We start from the raw sequence: 17,409 nt of genomic DNA on the forward strand, positions 1-17,409 counted from the left end.
TCTTCGTCGACACGTGATGTCGACGCAACTGAAACCCATTAGGTACGACGAATTCAAGAGTCTGTGACAAATAAGTCTGACTTTTTGGCGCAGTGATCCACCCCGTACTCTGAGTGCATGAGCACACCGGGCCGGGGGCTGCACGGCCGCGTACTGGACGCCCTGGGCCCCGAGATCGCCGGAGGCGGATACCCGCCGGGCAGCGTGCTGCGCACGGACGAACTCGCCCAGCGCTTCGACGTGTCACGCTCCGTGATGCGCGAGGCGGTCCGTGTGCTGGAGTCCATGCGCCTGGTCGCCTCCCGCCGCCGCGTCGGCGTGATGGTCCTGCCGCAGGCCGAGTGGAACGTCTACGACCCCCAGGTCATCCGCTGGCGCCTGGCCGGCGCCGACCGCCCCCGGCAGCTGCGCTCCCTGACGGTCCTGCGCTCGGCGGTCGAACCGGTGGCGGCGGCCCTGGCGGCGAGGAACGCCACGGCCGAGCAGTGCGCCCGGCTCACCGAGTGCGCCCTGGGCATGGTCGCCAACTCCCGCGGCCACAAGCTGGAGGAGTACCTCTTCCACGACGTGGCCTTCCACCGGGTGATCCTCGACGCCTCCGGCAACGAGATGTTCGCCCGCCTCGGCGACGTCGTCGCGGAGGTCCTGGCCGGCCGCACCCACCACGCCGTGATGTTCGACGACCCGGACCCGGCCGCCGTCACCCTGCACGTCCAGCTCGCGGAGGCGGTCCGTGAAAGGGACGCGGCCCGCGCCGAGAAGCTGACCCGCGAGATCACGGTGGGCGCCCTGCAGGAACTGGACATCCTCGCGCCGTGACGGCCCGGGGACCCGCCGCAGGGGCGGGATCCACAGGCGGGGCCCTAGTCCAGGAACTCCCCGTCCACGTACACCCACGCCCCGTCGAGCCGCTCGAAACGGCTGCGCTCGTGCAGGGAGCCGCCCCGGTAGGACGCCCGGAAGGTCACCGTCCCGGTCGGGTGGAAGGCGGACCCGCCGCTCGTCCTCAGGATCTCCAGCCCGGTCCACCGCATCCGCGGATCGAGGTCGAGCCGCTCGGGCCGCGTCCGCGGATGCCACGTCCGCAGCAGGTACCCCGCGTCCCCCCGGACGAAGGCGCTGTACCGCGACCGCATGAGCGCCTCGGCGGTCGGCGCGGCGGCCCCGCGGTGGTGGCGGCCGCAGCAGGCCTCGTACGGCTCGGGGCGCCCGCAGGGGCAGGAACGCGTGGTCATGCCCGTCATTCTGCCTGCGCGGGCACCGCCTCGCGGACCGGCCCCGGGCAAGCGGAAGACCCCTGGCGAACCAGGGGTCTTCGGTGGTGTCCGAGGGGGGACTTGAACCCCCACGCCCGATAAAGGGCACTAGCACCTCAAGCTAGCGCGTCTGCCATTCCGCCACCCGGACAAGGTGTCTGTCGCGCGGGCTTCCCTCGCGGCGACGACGTAAACATTACCAGGCTTTCGGGGGTGGCCGATCACCCCCGGTCCGCCCCGGCCCGCGTGAACGGCGTGTGACGGGCCGGGACCGGTCTTGGGCGCGGGCGGCGGGGGAGGGAGGATGAGGAGGACCCACCAGCAGTGACAGCGGGAGGAAGCACGTGAGCGAGACGGGCACGGCCGGGAGCGTCACCGGCGAGGACGAGGTCGTGGACCTCTGCCGCGAGCTGATCCGGATCGACACCAGCAACTACGGCGACCACTCGGGACCGGGCGAGCGCGAGGCCGCCGAGTACGTCGCCGAGAAGCTCGCCGAGGTGGGACTCGAACCGCGGATCTTCGAGTCCCACCGGGGACGGGCCTCCACCGTGGCCCGCATCGAGGGGGAGGACCCCTCCCGGCCCGCGCTGCTCATCCACGGGCACACCGACGTCGTGCCGGCCAACGCGGCCGACTGGACCCACCACCCCTTCTCCGGCGAGATCGCCGACGGGTGCGTCTGGGGCCGCGGGGCGGTCGACATGAAGGACATGGACGCGATGACCCTGGCGGTCGTCCGCGACCGGCTGCGCAGCGGGCGCAGGCCCCCGCGGGACATCGTGCTCGCGTTCCTCGCCGACGAGGAGGCCGGCGGCACGTACGGCGCCAAGTACCTCGTCCGGGAGCACCCCGAGCTGTTCGAGGGCGTCAGCGAGGCGATCGGCGAGGTCGGCGGGTTCTCCTTCACCGTCAACGAGAAGCTGCGGCTCTACCTCGTCGAGACCGCCGAGAAGGGCATGCACTGGATGCGGCTCACCGTCCAGGGCACGGCCGGCCACGGCTCGATGACCAACGACGACAACGCCATCACGGAGCTGTGCGAGGCGGTCGCCCGGCTCGGCCGGCACAAGTGGCCGGTGCGGATCACCAAGACCGTACGGGCCTTCCTGGACGAGCTCTCCGACGCGCTCGGCACCGAGCTCGACCCCGAGAACATGGACGAGACCCTCGCCAAGCTCGGCGGCATCGCCCGGATGATCGGCACCACGCTGCGCAACTCGGCCGCGCCCACCATGCTCGGCGCCGGCTACAAGGTCAACGTCATCCCCGGCGAGGCCACCGCCCACGTCGACGGGCGCTTCCTGCCCGGCTACGAGGAGGAGTTCCTCGCCGACCTCGACCGCATCCTCGGCCCCCGCGTGAAGCGCGAGGACGTGCACGCCGACAAGGCCCTGGAGACCGGCTTCGACGGCCGGCTCGTCGATGCCATGCAGAGCGCGCTGAGCGCCGAGGACCCGATCGCCCGCGCCGTGCCGTACATGCTCTCCGGCGGCACCGACGCCAAGTCCTTCGACGACCTCGGCATCCGCTGCTTCGGCTTCGCGCCGCTGAAGCTGCCGCCCGAGCTGGACTTCGCGGGCATGTTCCACGGCGTGGACGAGCGGGTGCCGGTGGAGGGCCTGAAGTTCGGCGTGCGCGTGCTCGACCGGTTCATCGACGCCTCCTGAACGACCGCCCGCCCCGTCCCTTGGCCAACGATGACGCCACGGTAATCGGTCACGTGTGCGAGCGTGCCCGATAAAGAGTGAATGCGACCATACGCTCGTAGCCCGATTACTCCTTCCTCGTTACTGGTCATGTGATCCGCAATTGGGATCGCATTTCCAACGAGGAGGAATAATGATCAAGAAGGTCGTTGCTGTTGCGGCTGCCACTGGTGGTCTGGTTCTCGCGAGCGCGGGTCTTGCCGCCGCCCATTCCGGTGCCCAGGGTGCCGCCGTGCACTCCCCGGGTGTGCTGTCCGGCAACGTCGTCCAGGCGCCCATCCACATCCCGGTGAACGCCTGCGGCAACACGGTCAACGTGATCGGACTGCTGAACCCCGCCTTCGGCAACACCTGCATCAACAAGTGACGTTGTGCCCCGCCCTCTAGGGCCCGGCCCTCGGGGCGCGAGCCCGTCGGCCCCGGAGCGCGTGCCGCGCGCCCGGGGCCGACCGGTCTTTTCCGGAACGCCGGAACACAGGAACGTCAAGACGTCAAGAATTCGAAACGTCGAAACGTCGAAACGTCGGAATGTCGGGATGCCGGAATGCAGAATCGGGCGGCATTCCGGCGAGAAGGTCGAAGGCAGGGATTCAGTAAATGCGACAGGTCACCCGCAAGGGCCTGATGACGATGGCGGCCGCGACCGGTGTGCTCGCCGCCGCGGGCGGTTCCGCGCACGCCGACTCGGGTGCGCACGGCTCGGCGTCGGGATCCCCCGGCGTGCTGTCCGGGAACTCGGTGCAGGCGCCGGTGCACGTGCCGGTCAACGTGTGCGGCAACACGGTCAACGTCGTCGGTCTCCTCAACCCCTCGGTGGGCAACACGTGTGCCAACCAGGGCGGCTCCTCGTCAGGCGGGTACGGGGACCCGGGCGGCCACGGCGGCTCGCACGCCGGCGGTCACGCCGGTGACTCGCCCGGCGTCGGCTCCGGCAACCACGTCCAGGCGCCCGTCCACGTGCCGGTCAACGTCTGCGGCAACAACGTCGGCGTGATCGGGGCCGGCAACGCCACCATCGGCAACGACTGCGCGAACGGCGGTTCCGGCGGGCAGCACACCACCCCGCCCGGCGGCGGCAACGAGACACCCGGCCAGCCGGGTGACCCCGGCACCCCGGAAAATCCCGGTGACCCCGGTGACCCCGGTGACCCCGGTGACCCCGGCACCCCGGGTGACCCCGGTACGCCCGGTGACCCGGGCGACCCGGCCGAGCCCGGCACCCCGCCCGGCACGGGTGAGGGCACGACGCCGGGCGGCTCCTCGCACACCGGCCGGCCGGACACGCGGACCGTCACCCGGTCCGAGGCCGGGGCACAGCTCGCGCACACCGGCAGTGACCTGCCGGTGGGCCTGGTCGCGCCGGTCGGCGCGGGCGCGCTGCTGGCCGGCGCGGTCCTCTACCGCAGGGCGCGGGCCTCGGCCTGACACCCGGCACCACGCAGTGGGCCCCGCGTCCGCGGGGCCCACTGCGTGTGTGTCACCTCACCATGTCGCGCGCACCTGGCGGATGATCCGCCTCCGCAACCGCACCCTGCGGCTGCCGTCGCGCAGCAGACTGAGGCGGTACAACTCCCAGTTTCCGTACTCTGCGTGGTCCGTCAGCAGACGTGTCGCCTCCTTGCGGGAGACCCCGCGCGGTACGTACACGTCGACAAATTCGTATTCCGGCATCGCATCTATTGTGCGGGCTGGGGCCTGGTACGGATAGCGTCTGCACTATGTCTGATGCTGCGCAGCCCACCGCTGCCGAGGTACGCGCCGCCGCCGAGGCGGTCAAGACCGCGCTCGACCGCCACCTGGCCGCGGTCGAACGCAGGTCGGGTGAGGACGACCCGGCCGTCTACGAGGCGTTCAACGAGCTGGCCGCGGCCGCGGAGGCGTACGACGAACTGCTCTACGACCGCTACGACGAGGTCACGCCCTTCGAGATCCCGGGCGCGGAGGACGCGCTGCCCCCGTACACCGGCCCCGAGGAGCCGAACGCGCTGAGCGTGCTGATCCGCCGCGACTACGCCGTGGCGGAGCCGCAGCGGCTGCTGGCGCAGGCCCAGCGGATCGAGGCGGCGGACGAGGACGCGGGCACGGACGTCTCCGGCACGGTGCACGGCGCGCTCGGGCTGCTGTTCGGCGAGTTCGAGCCGGACGAGATCGCCTCCCGGCACAAGGAGTTCGGCCTGGAGGAGGGCGACTCCACGCTCTGGGTGACGGCGGCGGACGAGCCGGCCGACCCCGGTGAGTGGCTGGAGGCGCCCTTCGAGCAGGTAGATCCGCAGCGGGTGGTCTGCCGCTTCGACGTCAGCGCGGTGTTCGACGACGACGCCGACGCCGGCGACACCGACGACGACCTGGACGACGAGCTCGAGGACGAACTCGCCACGGACGAGGACGACGAGGACCTGGAGCCGCTGGACACGGATCGCTGAGCGGCCGGACCGGCCCCGGCGACGGCGGACGGCGGTGGTCACGGGAGCCCTCCCGTGACCACCGCCGTCGCCGTGTCGGGGACCGGGCTCAGCCGGCCGACGGGACCTGCGGGGCGAGCAGTGCCGGCAGCCGGGTCGTCCGCGGCTTGGCCGGCACCTCGGCCACCGCCCTGGGCAGCGCCTGCTCCACGCCGTGCACCACGGACAGATGCCGCTCGGCCCGGCCGAACGCGGTGTAGACCCAGGGACGGCTCAGCGCCTGCACGGCGTCGCCGGGCAGCACCACGACCACGGCCGGCCACCGCGCGCCCACCGCCTGGTGCGCGGTCATCGCCCACCCGTGCCGCACCCGGCCCTCCACCCGCTCCCTCGGTACGACGACGGCCTCGCCCGCGCACGACAGGTGCAGCCCCTCGGCGTCGGCCTTCACCACACGGCCCGGCAGCGCACGCCCCGGGACGGGGGAGTAGACGATCCGGTCACCGGGGTCGAAGCCGCCGAAACGGCCGGGGCCGGGGTTGAGCCGCTCCTTCAGCGCCGCGTTCAGCGCCCGCGTGCCGGCGGCACCCCCGTGCCCCGGGGTGATCACCTGCGTCTCCTCGGCGGGCACGCCGATCGCCCGGGGCACCGAGTCGGCCACGAGCTGCACGGTCCGGTGCACGGCCTCGCCCGCGTCCCGCACGGGCACGATCACGACCTCCTTGCCGGGGGCCTGGACCTGGTTCAGCTCGCCGACGCCGATGCCCGAGACCAGCTCGCCCAGCGGACCGGGGTCCGGCCGCCGCGAGGCGACCTGCGGGCAGATCCGTGCCGCCAGCAGATCGGCGAACACCCGCCCGGGCCCCACCGACCACAGCACGCCCGGATCCCCGGACAGCACCAGCCGGGCGCCGTCCGGCAGCGACTCCGTCAGCAGCGCAGCCGTCTCGACGTCCAGCTGCGGGGCGTCGAGCACGACGAGGAGGTCGAGGTCCAGCGACCCCTCGGCGTCCCGCCCCGGCCCCTCGGCGCCGGACAGCAGCCCGGCGACGGTGGCGACGGGAGGCGAGGCGGGGCCGTCGGACCGCTCGGGCTGCCGCAGCAGGGCCGCGAAGCGGTCGCGGCCGAGCGGGCTGTGGGCGGCGGCCCAGGCACGCAGACCGAGACCGCGGGCCGCGTGGAGCAGGGCCGCCGGTTCGGCCAGGGCGGCCTCCCCGCCGGTGTGCAGGACCAGGCCGTGGGAGGCGGCCGCGCGGACCAGCTCGCCGGCCGACCCCTGTGCAGTGGCGGCGGCCCGTTCCCACTGCGCACCGGAACCGTCCTGCCCGGGCGCCGAGTTGACCAGCCGGGCCAGGGCGTCGGCGAGACTCTCCTCCGCCAGCGCGTACCGTTCGAGACCGATCAGGACGCGGGCCGGACGCTCCTCGTCCGTCCCGTCCGTCCCGTCCGTCCCGTCCTCCTCGTCCGGCGGGGCACCGGGCTCGTCCAGGGCGTCTCGGAAGACCAGCGCCTCGCCCTCGGCGACGGCGGCGTGCACGGCGGCGTCCGGATCCGGTACGCCCTGCCGGGCCAGGGCGTCGGTGAGCGCCGGCATCTCCAGGGCGGTGTGCCCGGCCAGGGCGGCCTGCTCCAGGAGCCAGACGGTCACCGCCCGGCCCCGCCGCTCGTCGCCCGGGCCGCAGTCCGGCCCGAGCAGGGCCCGCGCGAAGCCGTCGGCCTGCTCCGGCCGCACACCGGTGACCCGCAGCAGCTGCCAGGGGTCCGTCCGCAACAGCTCCTCCGCGCCCGCACCGAGCACCGCGGCGGCCCGCGGCGCGAGCGCCTCGGGCGCGCCCCCCTCGGCCAGCACCCCCCGCACTGCCTGCACGGCCTCGGCCGGGGGCACGGCGGCCGTGCCGCCCGTCCCGTCCGGCACGGGGCGCGGCCGGCGCACCGGCTCCGGGGCGGGGCGCGGCGCGGCGGGTTCCGGTTCGCCGAACACCGTCCGCGGCGGCCGCTCGCCGCTCTCCACGGCCCGCACGGCGGCGAGCAGGTCGGCCGCCTTGCCGCTCAGTTTGCCCCCGGCCTCGATCGGCCCCCGCTTCTCGGTCTTCCGCCGCTCGATGCGCTCCCGCTCCAGCCGCTGGGCCAGCAGCTCGGCCTCCGCCTCGGACAGCTGTCCGGCCTCAGCCGGACCGTCCCCGGCAGCGGCGGCCGCCGTACCCTCCGCGCCCTCGCTGCGCGGGGCCTCGCCCTCCGCCGCGGCGCCCGGCGTCCCCGGCTCGGCGTCCTCGGCGTCCACGGCGGGCTCGGCGTCCTCGGCGTCCACGGCGTCCTCGGCGGGCTCGGGCCCGGGCTCCGTGCTCACAGCGTGCTCCAGTCGTGATCGGGATAGCGGTGCACGGGCGCCGACACGTCGTCGAGCGCCCGGCGGATCTCGTCAGGAAGACTAAGGGTCTCCACCGACAATGCCGCCGTGAGCTGCTGCGCGTTGCGCGCGCCGACGATCGGGGCGGCCACCCCGGGCCGGTCGCGGACCCAGGCCAGGGCCACCTGCAGCGGGGTGACCGCCAGCCCGTCCGCCGCCGTCGTCACGGCGTCCACGATCTGGCTCGCCGTGTCGTCCAGGTACGGCGCGACGAACGGCGCGAAGTGCTCCGAGGCGCCCCGCGAGTCCGGCGGCGTGGCGTCCCGGTACTTGCCGGTCAGCACCCCGCGCCCCAGCGGGGACGACGGCAGCAGCCCGATGCCCAGGTCCAGCGCGGCCGGCAGCACCTCGCGCTCCACGCCGCGCTGGAGCAGCGAGTACTCCATCTGCGTGCTCGCCAGCCGGGTCCGCGTGCCCGGCGCCGCCAGCTGCCAGGTCGCCGCCTTGGCGAGTTGCCAGCCGCAGAAGTTGGAGACGCCGGCGTACCGGGCGCGTCCGCTGCCGACCGCCAGGTCGAGCGCCTGGAGGGTCTCCTCCAGCGGGGTGTGCGGATCGAAGGCGTGCACGTGCCACACGTCGACGTAGTCGGTGCCGAGGCGGGCGAGCGAGGCGTCCAGCGCGGAGAGCAGATGGCCGCGCGAGCCGTCGAAGAGGCGGTCGGGGTCCGGCACGCTGCCCGCCTTGGTCGAGACGACGAGGTCGCGGCGCGGCACCAGACCGTCCATGAGCTTTCCGAGCAGGTACTCGGCCTCCCCGTCGCCGTACACGTCCGCGGTGTCGACGAGGGTCCCGCCCGCCTCCCAGAACGTCTTCAGGAGGTCCGCGGCGTCGTGCTCGTCGGTGTCCCGCCCCCAGGTGAGGGTGCCCAGGCCGATACGGGACACGCGCAGGCCGGTGCGGCCGAGATGCCTCTGCTCCATGAACGCCGAGATTACTGGCCAAAACCTTCGCTTCGGGGACCTGTGGACAACCGGTTCCCAGGAGACACGCGGCGCCGGCCCGGGGCGGCACGGGGGCTGCCCGCCCGCGCCGGCGGGGACGGACGCCTCCGCCGGGGCGGCGCGGGCGTCCCCGCCCCACCGTCCGGCGCCCGCGCACGCTAAGGTGCCCGCCAAGGGACGTTACTGATCGGTAAGGGGAGCGGGTCATGCAGCTCGGCATCAACCTCGGCTACTGGGGCGCCGGAATGGACGCGGACAATCTCGCCGTCGCGCAGGAGGCCGACCGGCTCGGGTACGCGGTCTGCTGGGCCGCCGAGGCCTACGGCTCCGACGCCGCCACCGTGCTGGCCTGGATCGCCGCCCAGACCCGGCGCATCGACGTCGGCTCCGCCATCTTCCAGATCCCCGCCCGCCAGCCCGCCATGACCGCGATGACCGCGGCCACCCTCGACTCCCTCTCCGGCGGCCGCTTCCGCCTCGGCCTCGGCGTCTCCGGTCCGCAGGTCTCCGAGGGCTGGTACGGCGTCAAGTTCGACAAACCCCTCGCCCGCACCCGCGAGTACGTCGAGATCGTGCGGAAGGCGATGACCCGCGAACGGCTGAGCTACGAGGGCGAGCACTGGACGCTGCCCCTGCCCGGCGGCCCGGGCAAGCCCCTCAAGCTCACCGTGCACCCGCAGCGCGAGCACATCCCGCTGTACATCGCCGCCATCGGCCCGAAGAACCTCGAACAGACCGGCGAGATCGCCGACGGCGCCCTGCTCATCTTCCCCTCCGCCGACCACCTCGAGGACACCGCGATCAGGCACCTGCGCGCCGGGCGCGAGAAGGCCGGCAAGACCCTCGACGGCTTCGACGTCTGCCCGACCCTCCCGCTCGCCGTCGGCGACGACAAGGACGTGAGGGCCCTCGCCGACACCTTCCGCCCCTACACCGCGCTGTACGTCGGCGGCATGGGCAGCCCCAAGCAGAACTTCTACAACCAGCTGGCCCGGCGCATGGGGTACGAGAAGGAAGCCGCCGAGATCCAGGACAAGTACCTCTCCGGCGACAAGCAGGGCGCCGCGGCCGCCGTACCGCACGACCTGATCGACCGGACAACCCTGCTCGGTTCCGTCGGCCGCATCGCGGACCGGATGAGGGCCTACGCGGCGGCGGGGGTCACGACCCTCACCCTCGCCCCGGCCGGTCTCACGCTGGACGAGCGGATCGCCTCGCTGCGCGCCGGCGTCGAGGCCCTGGAACGCTCCGGTCTCGCCTGACCGGAGCGCCGGGCGAAGTCTTCTGCGGCCGTGGTGGGGGCTCGGGGTCTTCCCCGCCACGGCCGTCACGCGGAACAACGCGCCCCGGCCCGCGCGGTTACGCGTATCTCCCGCCCGGCCGCGTCACCGGACAGCGCGCCCGCGGACGGACGGAGCCGCGGCCCGGGCTCCTGCGCGGCCCCCGGCACCGGCCGCGCCGCCGGGCGGATCTCCTGCGGCGGGGGCGGCCGCCCCCGCCCGCCGTCACGGGGAGCCGCCGCGTCCCGCGCGCCGGACACGGCCGGGAAGCGGGCGGGTCCCGCAGGGCCCTACAGCCACCCCCGCCGCTTGAACAGCCGGAACACCAGCACCTCCAGGAAGGCCGTCGCCGCGAGCAGCGTCGGGTAGGACCACACCCAGCGCAGCTCCGGCATGTGCTCGAAGTTCATGCCGTAGACCCCGGCGATCATCGTGGGGATCGCGGCCATGGCCGCCCACGCGGAGATCTTCCGCATGTCGTCGTTCTGCCGGACGCTCATCTGCGCCAGGTGCGCGGAGAGGATGTCCGAGACCAGCCGGTCCAGCCCTTCCACCGACTCGTTCACCCGCGTCAGGTGGTCGCTGACGTCCCGGAAGAACGGCCGCGCCCTGTCGTTCACGAAGGGCACCACCACACCGGGCCCGGCGGTGCCCGCCAGCCGGCTCATCGGCAGGGCCAGCGGTCCGGTCGCCCGCCGGAACTCCAGGATCTGCCTCTTGAAGTTGTAGATCCGGGAGGCGGTGTGGCGCGAACCGCCGTCGTCCGGTGAGAAGACCTCCGCCTCCAGCCCCTCCAGGTCGGCCTGCAGCTCGGTGGCCACGTCCAGGTAGTGGTCGACGGCGGCGTCGGCGATCGCGTACAGCACCGAGGTGGGGCCCTTGCCCAGCAGTTCCGGCTCCTGCTCCAGACGGCGCCGGACCGCCTTCAGCGGCGCGCCCTCGCCGTGCCGGACGGTCACCACGAACGAGTCGCCCAGGAAGATCATGATCTCGCCGGTGGAGACGGTGTCGCTCTCCGGCTCGTACCCCACCGGCTTGAGGACCACGAAGAGCGAGTCGTCGTAGATCTCCAGCTTGGGCCGCTGGTGGGCCTTCAGGGCGTCCTCGACCGCCAGCGGATGCAGCGCGAACTCCTGGGTGACGTGCTCGAACTCCCCCTCCGTCGGCTCGTGCAGCCCGACCCAGACGAAACCCCCCGCCGCCCGTGCCTCGCTCAGGGCGTCGGAGAAGTCCTCGGGGCCCTCGGTCCGGTGCCCGTCACGGTAGATGGCGCAGTCGACGATCACGAAGCGTTTTCTCCTGTCACTCGAACACCACCGCACCGCGGTGAACGCCTACGCTGGGCCGCATGCCCACGCTGATCCTGGTCCGGCACGGACGTTCCACCGCCAACACCGAGGGACTGCTCGCCGGCTGGACGCCCGGCGTCGCCCTCGACGAACGCGGGGCCGCGCAGGCCGCCGCGCTGCCCGGGCGGCTCGCCGGGCTGCCCCTCGCCGAGGTCGTCACCAGCCCTCTGCAGCGCTGCCGGGAGACCGTCCGGCCGCTGCTTAAGGCGCGTCCCGGGCTCACGGAGCACACCGACGACCGGATCGGGGAGTGCCACTACGGCGACTGGTCGGGACGCAAGCTCGCCGACCTCAAGGACGAACCCCTGATGGAGGTGGTGCAGGCGCACCCCTCGGCGGCGGCCTTCCCCGGCGGCGAGTCGATGCGGGCCATGCAGACCAGGGCCGCCGAGGCCGTACGCGAGTGGAACGCCCGCGTGGAGCGCGACCACGGCGCCGACGCCGTGTACCTCATGTGCTCGCACGGCGACATCATCAAGTCGCTCGTCGCGGACGCGCTCGGGCTTCATCTCGACCTCTTCCAGCGGATCTCCGTCGAACCGTGTTCCATCACCGCGATCCGCTACACCCGGCTCAGGCCGTTCCTCGTCCGCCTCGGCGACACGGGGGACTTCGCGTCCCTGGTGCCGCGCGAGGAGACGCCGGGCGACGACGCCCCGGTGGGGGGCGGTGCGGGCGCACCGTGATCGTCTCCCGCAGTAGGGTGAAGCGGTCGCAGCAGTGTCGTACCCACTGATTCCCTCGATTCCCATGGAGACAGGACGTGTCCCGTCAGGTGTTCCTCTACGACCAACCGGAACGTTTCGTGGCCGGTACGGTCGGACTGCCAGGGCGCCGTACGTTCTTCCTCCAGGCCTCCGCCGGCTCCCGCGTGACCAGCGTGGCCCTGGAGAAGACCCAGGTCGCCGCGCTCGCCGAGCGCATGGAAGAGCTGCTCGACGAGGTCGTACGCCGTAGTGGCGGCAGCGCCGCCGTCCCCGCCGTGGCGCCGTCGGAGATCACCGACACCGCCCCGCTGGACACCCCCATCGAGGAGGAGTTCCGCGTCGGCACCATGGCCCTCGCCTGGGACGGCGAGGAGCAGCGCATGATCGTCGAGGCACAGGCCCTCGTGGAGCTGGACGCCGACTCCGAGGAGGACCTCGCCGAGGCCGAGGAGAGGCTGCTCCAGGACGAGGAGAACGGGCCCCCGATGCTGCGGGTCCGGCTCACCGGCGCGCAGGCCCGGGCCTTCGCCAAGCGCGCCCTGGACGTCGTCAACGCCGGGCGGCCGCCGTGCCCGCTGTGCAGCCTCCCGCTCGACCCGGAAGGACACGTATGTCCGCGCCAGAACGGATACCGCCGCGGAGCGTGACGGCGGCCGAGCTGCTCGCCCGGGGCGAGCTGACCGTACGCGGACGCATCCGTGAGGCGTCCAACGCCGCCCTGTACTGCACCGTGACCCACGACGGGCGGGAGGCGGCCTGCGTCTACAAGCCGGTCGCCGGGGAACGCCCCCTGTGGGACTTCCCCGACGGCACGCTCGCCCAGCGCGAGGTCGCCGCCTACGAGGTCTCCGAGGCGACCGGCTGGGGGCTCGTCCCGCCCACCGTCCTGCGCGACGGCCCCTACGGCGAGGGCATGTGCCAGCTGTGGATCGAGGCGGCGTCCGACGACGCCGAGCTGCTCGCCCTGGTCGACGGGGAGGAGCCCGCGCCGGGCTGGAAGGCGATCGGGTTCGCCGAGGTCGGTGCCGGGCGCACCGCGCTGCTCGTGCACGCCGACGACGAGCGGCTGCGGCGGCTGGCCGTCCTGGACGCGGTGATCAACAACGCCGACCGCAAGGGCGGGCACCTGCTGCCGGCGGGGCGGGGGCGCCTGTACGGCATCGACCACGGCGTCACCTTCCACGTCGAGAACAAGCTGCGGACGCTGCTGTGGGGGTGGGCCGGGGAGCCGCTGACCGGGGAGGCCGTCGAGGTCCTCAAGGGGCTGAGGGAGACCCTGCGGCAGGGCGGTGAGCTGGCCGTGCGGCTCGGCGGGCTGATCACCCCGGACGAGGTCGAGGCCACGCGCGCGCGGGTCGAGGCGCTGCTGGCCTCCGGCACGCATCCGGAGCCGACCGGGGAGTGGCCCGCGATCCCGTGGCCGCCGGTCTGACCCGTCCGGCCGCTGCCACACGCGCGGGGAACGCGCAAGAGCGCCTTCCCGGCCATCCGGCCCGCTCCGGTTCGTATGTGGAACTCCAGTCCGGTTAGGCTCAGGGCATGCATGCCTGGCCCGCTTCCGAGGTCCCCGCCCTGCCCGGTCAGGGCCGCGACCTGAGGATCCACGACACCGCGACCGGCGGCCTGGTCACCCTCGCCCCCGGTCCCGTCGCCCGTCTCTACGTCTGCGGCATCACCCCGTACGACGCCACCCACATGGGACACGCGGCGACCTACAACGCGTTCGACCTCGTGCAGCGCGTGTGGCTCGACACCAAGCGGCAGGTGCACTACGTCCAGAACGTCACCGACGTCGACGACCCGCTGCTGGAGCGGGCCGAGCGGGACGGCGTCGACTGGGCCGCCCTCGCCGAGAAGGAGACGGCCCTCTTCCGCGAGGACATGACGGCGCTGCGGATGCTTCCGCCGCGGCACTACACGGGCGCCGTGGAGGCGATACCCGGGATCGTGCCGCTCGTCGAGCGGCTGCGGGACCTCGGCGCCGCCTACGAACTCGACGGCGACATCTACTTCTCCGTCGAGTCCGACCCGAACTTCGGCAAGGTCTCGCGCCTCGACGCCGCCGCCATGCGGCTGCTGTCCGCCGAGCGCGGCGGCGACCCCGACCGGCCCGGCAAGAAGAACCCGGTCGACCCGATGCTGTGGATGGCCGCCCGGCCCGGTGAGCCCAGCTGGGACGGCGGTTCCCTCGGCCGCGGGCGGCCCGGCTGGCACATCGAGTGCGTGGCCATCGCCCTGGAGCACCTCGGGATGGGCTTCGACGTGCAGGGCGGCGGCTCCGACCTCGTCTTCCCGCACCACGAGATGGGCGCCTCCCACGCCCAGGTGCTCACCGGCGAGTTCCCCATGGCCAAGGCGTACGTGCACGCCGGGATGGTCGCCCTGCACGGCGAGAAGATGTCCAAGTCCAAGGGCAATCTCGTCTTCGTCTCGCAGCTGCGCCGCGAGGGCGTCGACCCGGCCGCCATCCGTCTGGCGCTGCTCGCCCACCACTACCGCTCCGACTGGGAGTGGACCGACCGGGTCCTCCAGGACGCCGTCGACCGCCTCGGCCGGTGGCGGGCCGCCGTGTCCCGCCCCGACGGGCCGCCCGCCGAGGCGCTCGTCGAGGAGATCCGCGACGCCCTCGCGCACGACCTGGACGCCCCGGCCGCCCTCGCCGCGGTGGACCGCTGGGCCGCGCTCCAGCAGGGGACCGGCGGGGAGGACACGGGCGCGCCCGGCCTCGTCTCACGCGCCGTGGACGCGCTGCTGGGCGTCGCCCTGTAGACGCCGCCGAACGGCCGGGGCCTTCGCGGGTGGTGCCCGCGAAGGCCCCGGCCGTTCGGCGGGTGAAGCGGGTCCGGCCGCCCGCCGCGTCCGCGGCCCGGCTGCCCGGCTGCCCGGCTGCCCGGCGGGACGGTCCCTCGCCCGGACGGATCCCGCGGGCCCGGGAGCGGGTGCGCGGCGCACCGGCCGCCCCACCCGCTCCGCTCCGGTCCTGCGGGGTTCAGTCCTCCGAGGAGTCCTCGTCGTCCGTGCCGGGCTTCGGCGGCCTCGGCGGGCGCGGACGGCCGCCGCCGGGGTTGTCCCGCAGGTACGGCGTACCGGGTGCGGCCTCGCCGCCCTCGGCGGTGGCGTGTCCGCCCGGCGGGCCGGAGGCCCCGTCCCGGCGCCGCAGATAGCGTTCGAACTCGCGGGCGATCGCCTCGCCCGACGCCTCCGGCAGCTCCGCGGTGTCCCGGGCCTCCTCCAGCGTCTGGACGTACTCGGCGACCTCGCTGTCCTCGGCGGCCAGCTGGTCCACGCCCACCTGCCAGGCGCGCGCGTCCTCGGGCAGCTCGCCCAGCGGGATGCGCACGTCGATCAGGTCCTCCAGGCGGTTGAGGAGGGCCAGCGTGGCCTTCGGGTTCGGCGGCTGCGACACGTAGTGCGGCACCGCCGCCCACAGCGACACGGCCGGGACGCCGGCGTGCGTGCAGGCCTCCTGCAGGACGCCGACGATGCCCGTGGGGCCCTCGTACTTGGTCTCCTCCAGGCCCATCCGGCGGGCCAGGTCCGGGTCGGAGGTGGTCCCGCTGATGGGGACCGGACGCGTGTGCGGGGTGTCACCGAGCAGGGCGCCCAGGATGACGACCAGTTCCACGCCCAGTTCGTGGGCGAAGCCGAGCAGTTCGTTGCAGAACGAGCGCCACCGCATGGACGGTTCGATGCCTCGGACCAGTACGAGATCGCGCGGCTTGTCGCCCCCGACCCGGACCACCGACAACCTTGTCGTCGGCCACGTGATCTTGCGGACGCCGCCGTCCATGAACACCGTGGGGCGGTTCACCTGGAAGTCGTAGTAGTCCTCGGCGTCCAGCGCCGCGAACACCTCGCCCTTCCACTCCCTGTCCAGATGCGCGACCGCGGTGGAGGCGGCGTCGCCGGCATCGTTCCAGCCCTCGAACGCGGCCACCATGACCGGGTCGATCAGCTCGGGAACCCCCTCGAGCTCGATCACCCAGCGCCTCCTTCCGACGTGCCCTCGCGTACGCCCCAACCTTACGGCGTGCCAAGGGGGCGCTCGCAGCCCCCTGCACGGGGCGGTGCCCCCATCACTGCCCCGGGAGCCGCCCCCGGACACCCCTCGGTCCTCCGGGCCGTTCCGGCCGCCGCCACGGCTCGCCGCCGTCGCCGTGGCGGCCTGCTCCAGGGCGCGGAACCTCCGGCGCGTCAGGCCGTCCCGGAGGCCACGGGCCCGTACGGGTCGTCGGGATCGGGCCGGGCCGGCACTGCCGCACCGGCTCCGGGAGGCGCTGCTGCCCTGGGGGAGGCGGGAGCCCCGGGAGCACGCGCAAGGGGCGGCTCCGTCGGTGCGGAGCCGCCCCTTCGGGCGGTGGCCGGCCTGTACGCGCCGGGCCGGCTGTCGCGCTGCCGCGTGCATGTGCTGGAGGGCGTCTCGCCCACCGACATCGTCGAAGCGCTGGAGCGTGCGCTGGGTGACCGTGAGCGCGGCCTGGGCGACGAGGGTATCGAGGTCGCCCCCGAGCTGCTGCTGGAAATCGCCACCGCCGCTGACGGTGACGTGCGACGTGCGCTGACCCTGCTGGAAATCGCCGCCGAGCTGGCGGGCGGCGAGGGTGGCCGCATCACCCCGCAGACCCTGACCCAGGTGCTGGCAGATCGCACCCGGCGCTTCGACAAGGGCGGCGAGCAGTTCTACGACCAGATCTCGGCATTGCACAAGTCCGTGCGCAGCTCCAATCCCGATGCCGCTCTGTACTGGCTGACCCGCATGCTCGATGGCGGCTGCGATCCGTCCTATCTGGCGCGCCGGCTGACCCGGATGGCCATCGAGGACATCGGCCTGGCTGATCCGCGCGCGCAGAGCATGGCGCTGGAAGCCTGGGACATCTACGAGCGGCTGGGCAGCCCGGAAGGTGAGCTTGCCTTCGCTCAGCTGGTGCTCTATCTGGCCAGCACCGCCAAGTCGAATGCCGGCTATGCGGCCTTCAACCAGGCCAAGGCCGATGTGCGCGAGCGTGGCACCGAAGAGGTGCCGCTGCACCTGCGCAACGCGCCGACCAAGCTGATGAAGGAGATGGGGCTGGGGGCGGAGTACCGTTACGCCCACGACGAACCCAACGCCTACGCCGCCGGCGAGAACTATTTCCCGCCCGAAATGGCCAAGACACGCTACTATCAACCGACCTCGCGTGGGCTTGAAGGGAAAATCGGCGAAAAGTTGGCATGGCTGGCTGAGCAGGATCAAAATAGCCCGACAAAACGCTACCGCTAACGAGGCCGTTGCGGTAAGGTTAGCGGGTATCACTCTTCTTTTATGCGACTATAAATCAGCCGCATAGAACAACAACACTTCTTTCAATAACAACAAGC

17 protein-coding genes and 1 tRNA gene are annotated in these 17,409 nt (G+C 73.1%); 11 read left to right on the top strand and 7 right to left on the bottom strand.

Annotation, left to right across the window (positions count from 1 at the left end):
* The first annotated feature begins 117 nt into the window (after positions 1-117).
* Positions 118-819, top strand: coding sequence for an FCD domain-containing protein (locus AB0L29_RS23820; RefSeq protein ID WP_365829760.1), 702 nt, complete (start codon positions 118-120; stop codon positions 817-819).
* Between the two features lie 44 nt (positions 820-863).
* Here AB0L29_RS23820 and AB0L29_RS23825 read toward each other — a convergent pair whose 3' ends face one another.
* Together AB0L29_RS23825 and AB0L29_RS23830 are read right to left on the bottom strand one after the other, a co-directional pair.
* Positions 864-1,235 (bottom strand): YchJ family metal-binding protein, encoded by a 372-nt coding sequence (locus AB0L29_RS23825; RefSeq protein WP_365829761.1) that lies wholly within the window; start codon positions 1,233-1,235, stop codon positions 864-866.
* Between the two features lie 84 nt (positions 1,236-1,319).
* Positions 1,320-1,407 (bottom strand) — tRNA-Leu (locus tag AB0L29_RS23830).
* Positions 1,408-1,600: 193 nt separating this feature from the next.
* Between AB0L29_RS23830 and AB0L29_RS23835 the strand changes: the two genes are divergently transcribed.
* The 3 genes from AB0L29_RS23835 to AB0L29_RS23845 all read left to right on the top strand — a co-directional run bounded on the left by AB0L29_RS23835 (position 1,601) and on the right by AB0L29_RS23845 (position 4,390).
* Complete coding sequence (locus tag AB0L29_RS23835; protein WP_365829762.1) at positions 1,601-2,926, top strand: M20/M25/M40 family metallo-hydrolase; 1,326 nt, start codon at positions 1,601-1,603, stop codon at positions 2,924-2,926.
* A 172-nt stretch (positions 2,927-3,098) separates the two neighbouring features.
* Entirely contained in the window at positions 3,099-3,332 is a 234-nt protein-coding gene (locus AB0L29_RS23840; RefSeq protein ID WP_365829763.1) for a chaplin, read from the top strand.
* Positions 3,333-3,562: 230 nt separating this feature from the next.
* Positions 3,563-4,390 (top strand): chaplin, encoded by an 828-nt coding sequence (locus AB0L29_RS23845; RefSeq protein ID WP_365829764.1) that lies wholly within the window; start codon positions 3,563-3,565, stop codon positions 4,388-4,390.
* A gap of 57 nt (positions 4,391-4,447) precedes the next feature.
* Here the strand turns inward: AB0L29_RS23845 and AB0L29_RS23850 are convergent, their stop codons facing one another.
* Positions 4,448-4,636: a DUF5703 family protein gene (locus tag AB0L29_RS23850; protein WP_365829765.1), complete on the bottom strand. Its 189-nt coding sequence runs from the start codon at positions 4,634-4,636 to the stop codon at positions 4,448-4,450.
* A 47-nt stretch (positions 4,637-4,683) separates the two neighbouring features.
* Between AB0L29_RS23850 and AB0L29_RS23855 the strand changes: the two genes are divergently transcribed.
* Positions 4,684-5,388 (top strand): hypothetical protein, encoded by a 705-nt coding sequence (locus AB0L29_RS23855; protein WP_365829766.1) that lies wholly within the window; start codon positions 4,684-4,686, stop codon positions 5,386-5,388.
* An 88-nt stretch (positions 5,389-5,476) separates the two neighbouring features.
* Here the strand turns inward: AB0L29_RS23855 and AB0L29_RS23860 are convergent, their stop codons facing one another.
* Both AB0L29_RS23860 and AB0L29_RS23865 read right to left on the bottom strand, forming a co-directional pair.
* The gene (locus AB0L29_RS23860; protein WP_365829767.1) at positions 5,477-7,714 is read right to left on the bottom strand and encodes a helix-hairpin-helix domain-containing protein; all 2,238 of its coding nucleotides are present in this window, start codon (positions 7,712-7,714) and stop codon (positions 5,477-5,479) included.
* Complete coding sequence (locus AB0L29_RS23865) at positions 7,711-8,694, bottom strand: aldo/keto reductase (protein WP_365829768.1); 984 nt, start codon at positions 8,692-8,694, stop codon at positions 7,711-7,713. The genes AB0L29_RS23860 and AB0L29_RS23865 overlap by 4 nt, the downstream gene beginning before the upstream one ends.
* Positions 8,695-8,921: 227 nt before the next feature.
* On the opposite strand from AB0L29_RS23865, the gene AB0L29_RS23870 reads away from it, so the two are divergent.
* On the top strand, positions 8,922-9,977 hold the full coding sequence (locus AB0L29_RS23870) for an LLM class F420-dependent oxidoreductase (RefSeq protein WP_365829769.1): 1,056 nt from the start codon (positions 8,922-8,924) through the stop codon (positions 9,975-9,977).
* 308 nt (positions 9,978-10,285) lie between these two features.
* On the opposite strand, the gene AB0L29_RS23875 is transcribed toward AB0L29_RS23870, so the two are convergent.
* Complete coding sequence (locus tag AB0L29_RS23875) at positions 10,286-11,281, bottom strand: magnesium and cobalt transport protein CorA (protein ID WP_365829770.1); 996 nt, start codon at positions 11,279-11,281, stop codon at positions 10,286-10,288.
* Between the two features lie 62 nt (positions 11,282-11,343).
* Here AB0L29_RS23875 and AB0L29_RS23880 point away from each other — a divergent pair, with 62 nt between their 5' ends.
* From AB0L29_RS23880 to mshC, 4 genes are all read left to right on the top strand, one after another.
* The gene (locus AB0L29_RS23880) at positions 11,344-12,030 is read left to right on the top strand and encodes a histidine phosphatase family protein (protein WP_365829771.1); all 687 of its coding nucleotides are present in this window, start codon (positions 11,344-11,346) and stop codon (positions 12,028-12,030) included.
* A 77-nt stretch (positions 12,031-12,107) separates the two neighbouring features.
* Entirely contained in the window at positions 12,108-12,698 is a 591-nt protein-coding gene (locus AB0L29_RS23885; RefSeq protein WP_365829772.1) for a DUF3090 domain-containing protein, read from the top strand.
* On the top strand, positions 12,662-13,483 hold the full coding sequence (locus AB0L29_RS23890) for an SCO1664 family protein (RefSeq protein ID WP_365829773.1): 822 nt from the start codon (positions 12,662-12,664) through the stop codon (positions 13,481-13,483). Before AB0L29_RS23885 ends, AB0L29_RS23890 begins: the two co-directional genes overlap by 37 nt.
* A gap of 107 nt (positions 13,484-13,590) precedes the next feature.
* Positions 13,591-14,820, top strand: coding sequence for a cysteine--1-D-myo-inosityl 2-amino-2-deoxy-alpha-D-glucopyranoside ligase (gene mshC, locus AB0L29_RS23895; protein WP_365829774.1), 1,230 nt, complete (start codon positions 13,591-13,593; stop codon positions 14,818-14,820).
* Between the two features lie 220 nt (positions 14,821-15,040).
* Here mshC and AB0L29_RS23900 read toward each other — a convergent pair whose 3' ends face one another.
* Complete coding sequence (locus tag AB0L29_RS23900) at positions 15,041-16,033, bottom strand: PAC2 family protein (RefSeq protein WP_365829775.1); 993 nt, start codon at positions 16,031-16,033, stop codon at positions 15,041-15,043.
* 375 nt (positions 16,034-16,408) lie between these two features.
* On the opposite strand from AB0L29_RS23900, the gene AB0L29_RS23905 reads away from it, so the two are divergent.
* Complete coding sequence (locus AB0L29_RS23905; protein WP_365829776.1) at positions 16,409-17,311, top strand: hypothetical protein; 903 nt, start codon at positions 16,409-16,411, stop codon at positions 17,309-17,311.
* Positions 17,312-17,409 lie beyond the last annotated feature (98 nt).

This window comes from Streptomyces sp. NPDC052701 (assembly GCF_040678355.1).
Classification (GTDB): Bacteria; Actinomycetota; Actinomycetes; order Streptomycetales; family Streptomycetaceae; genus Streptomyces.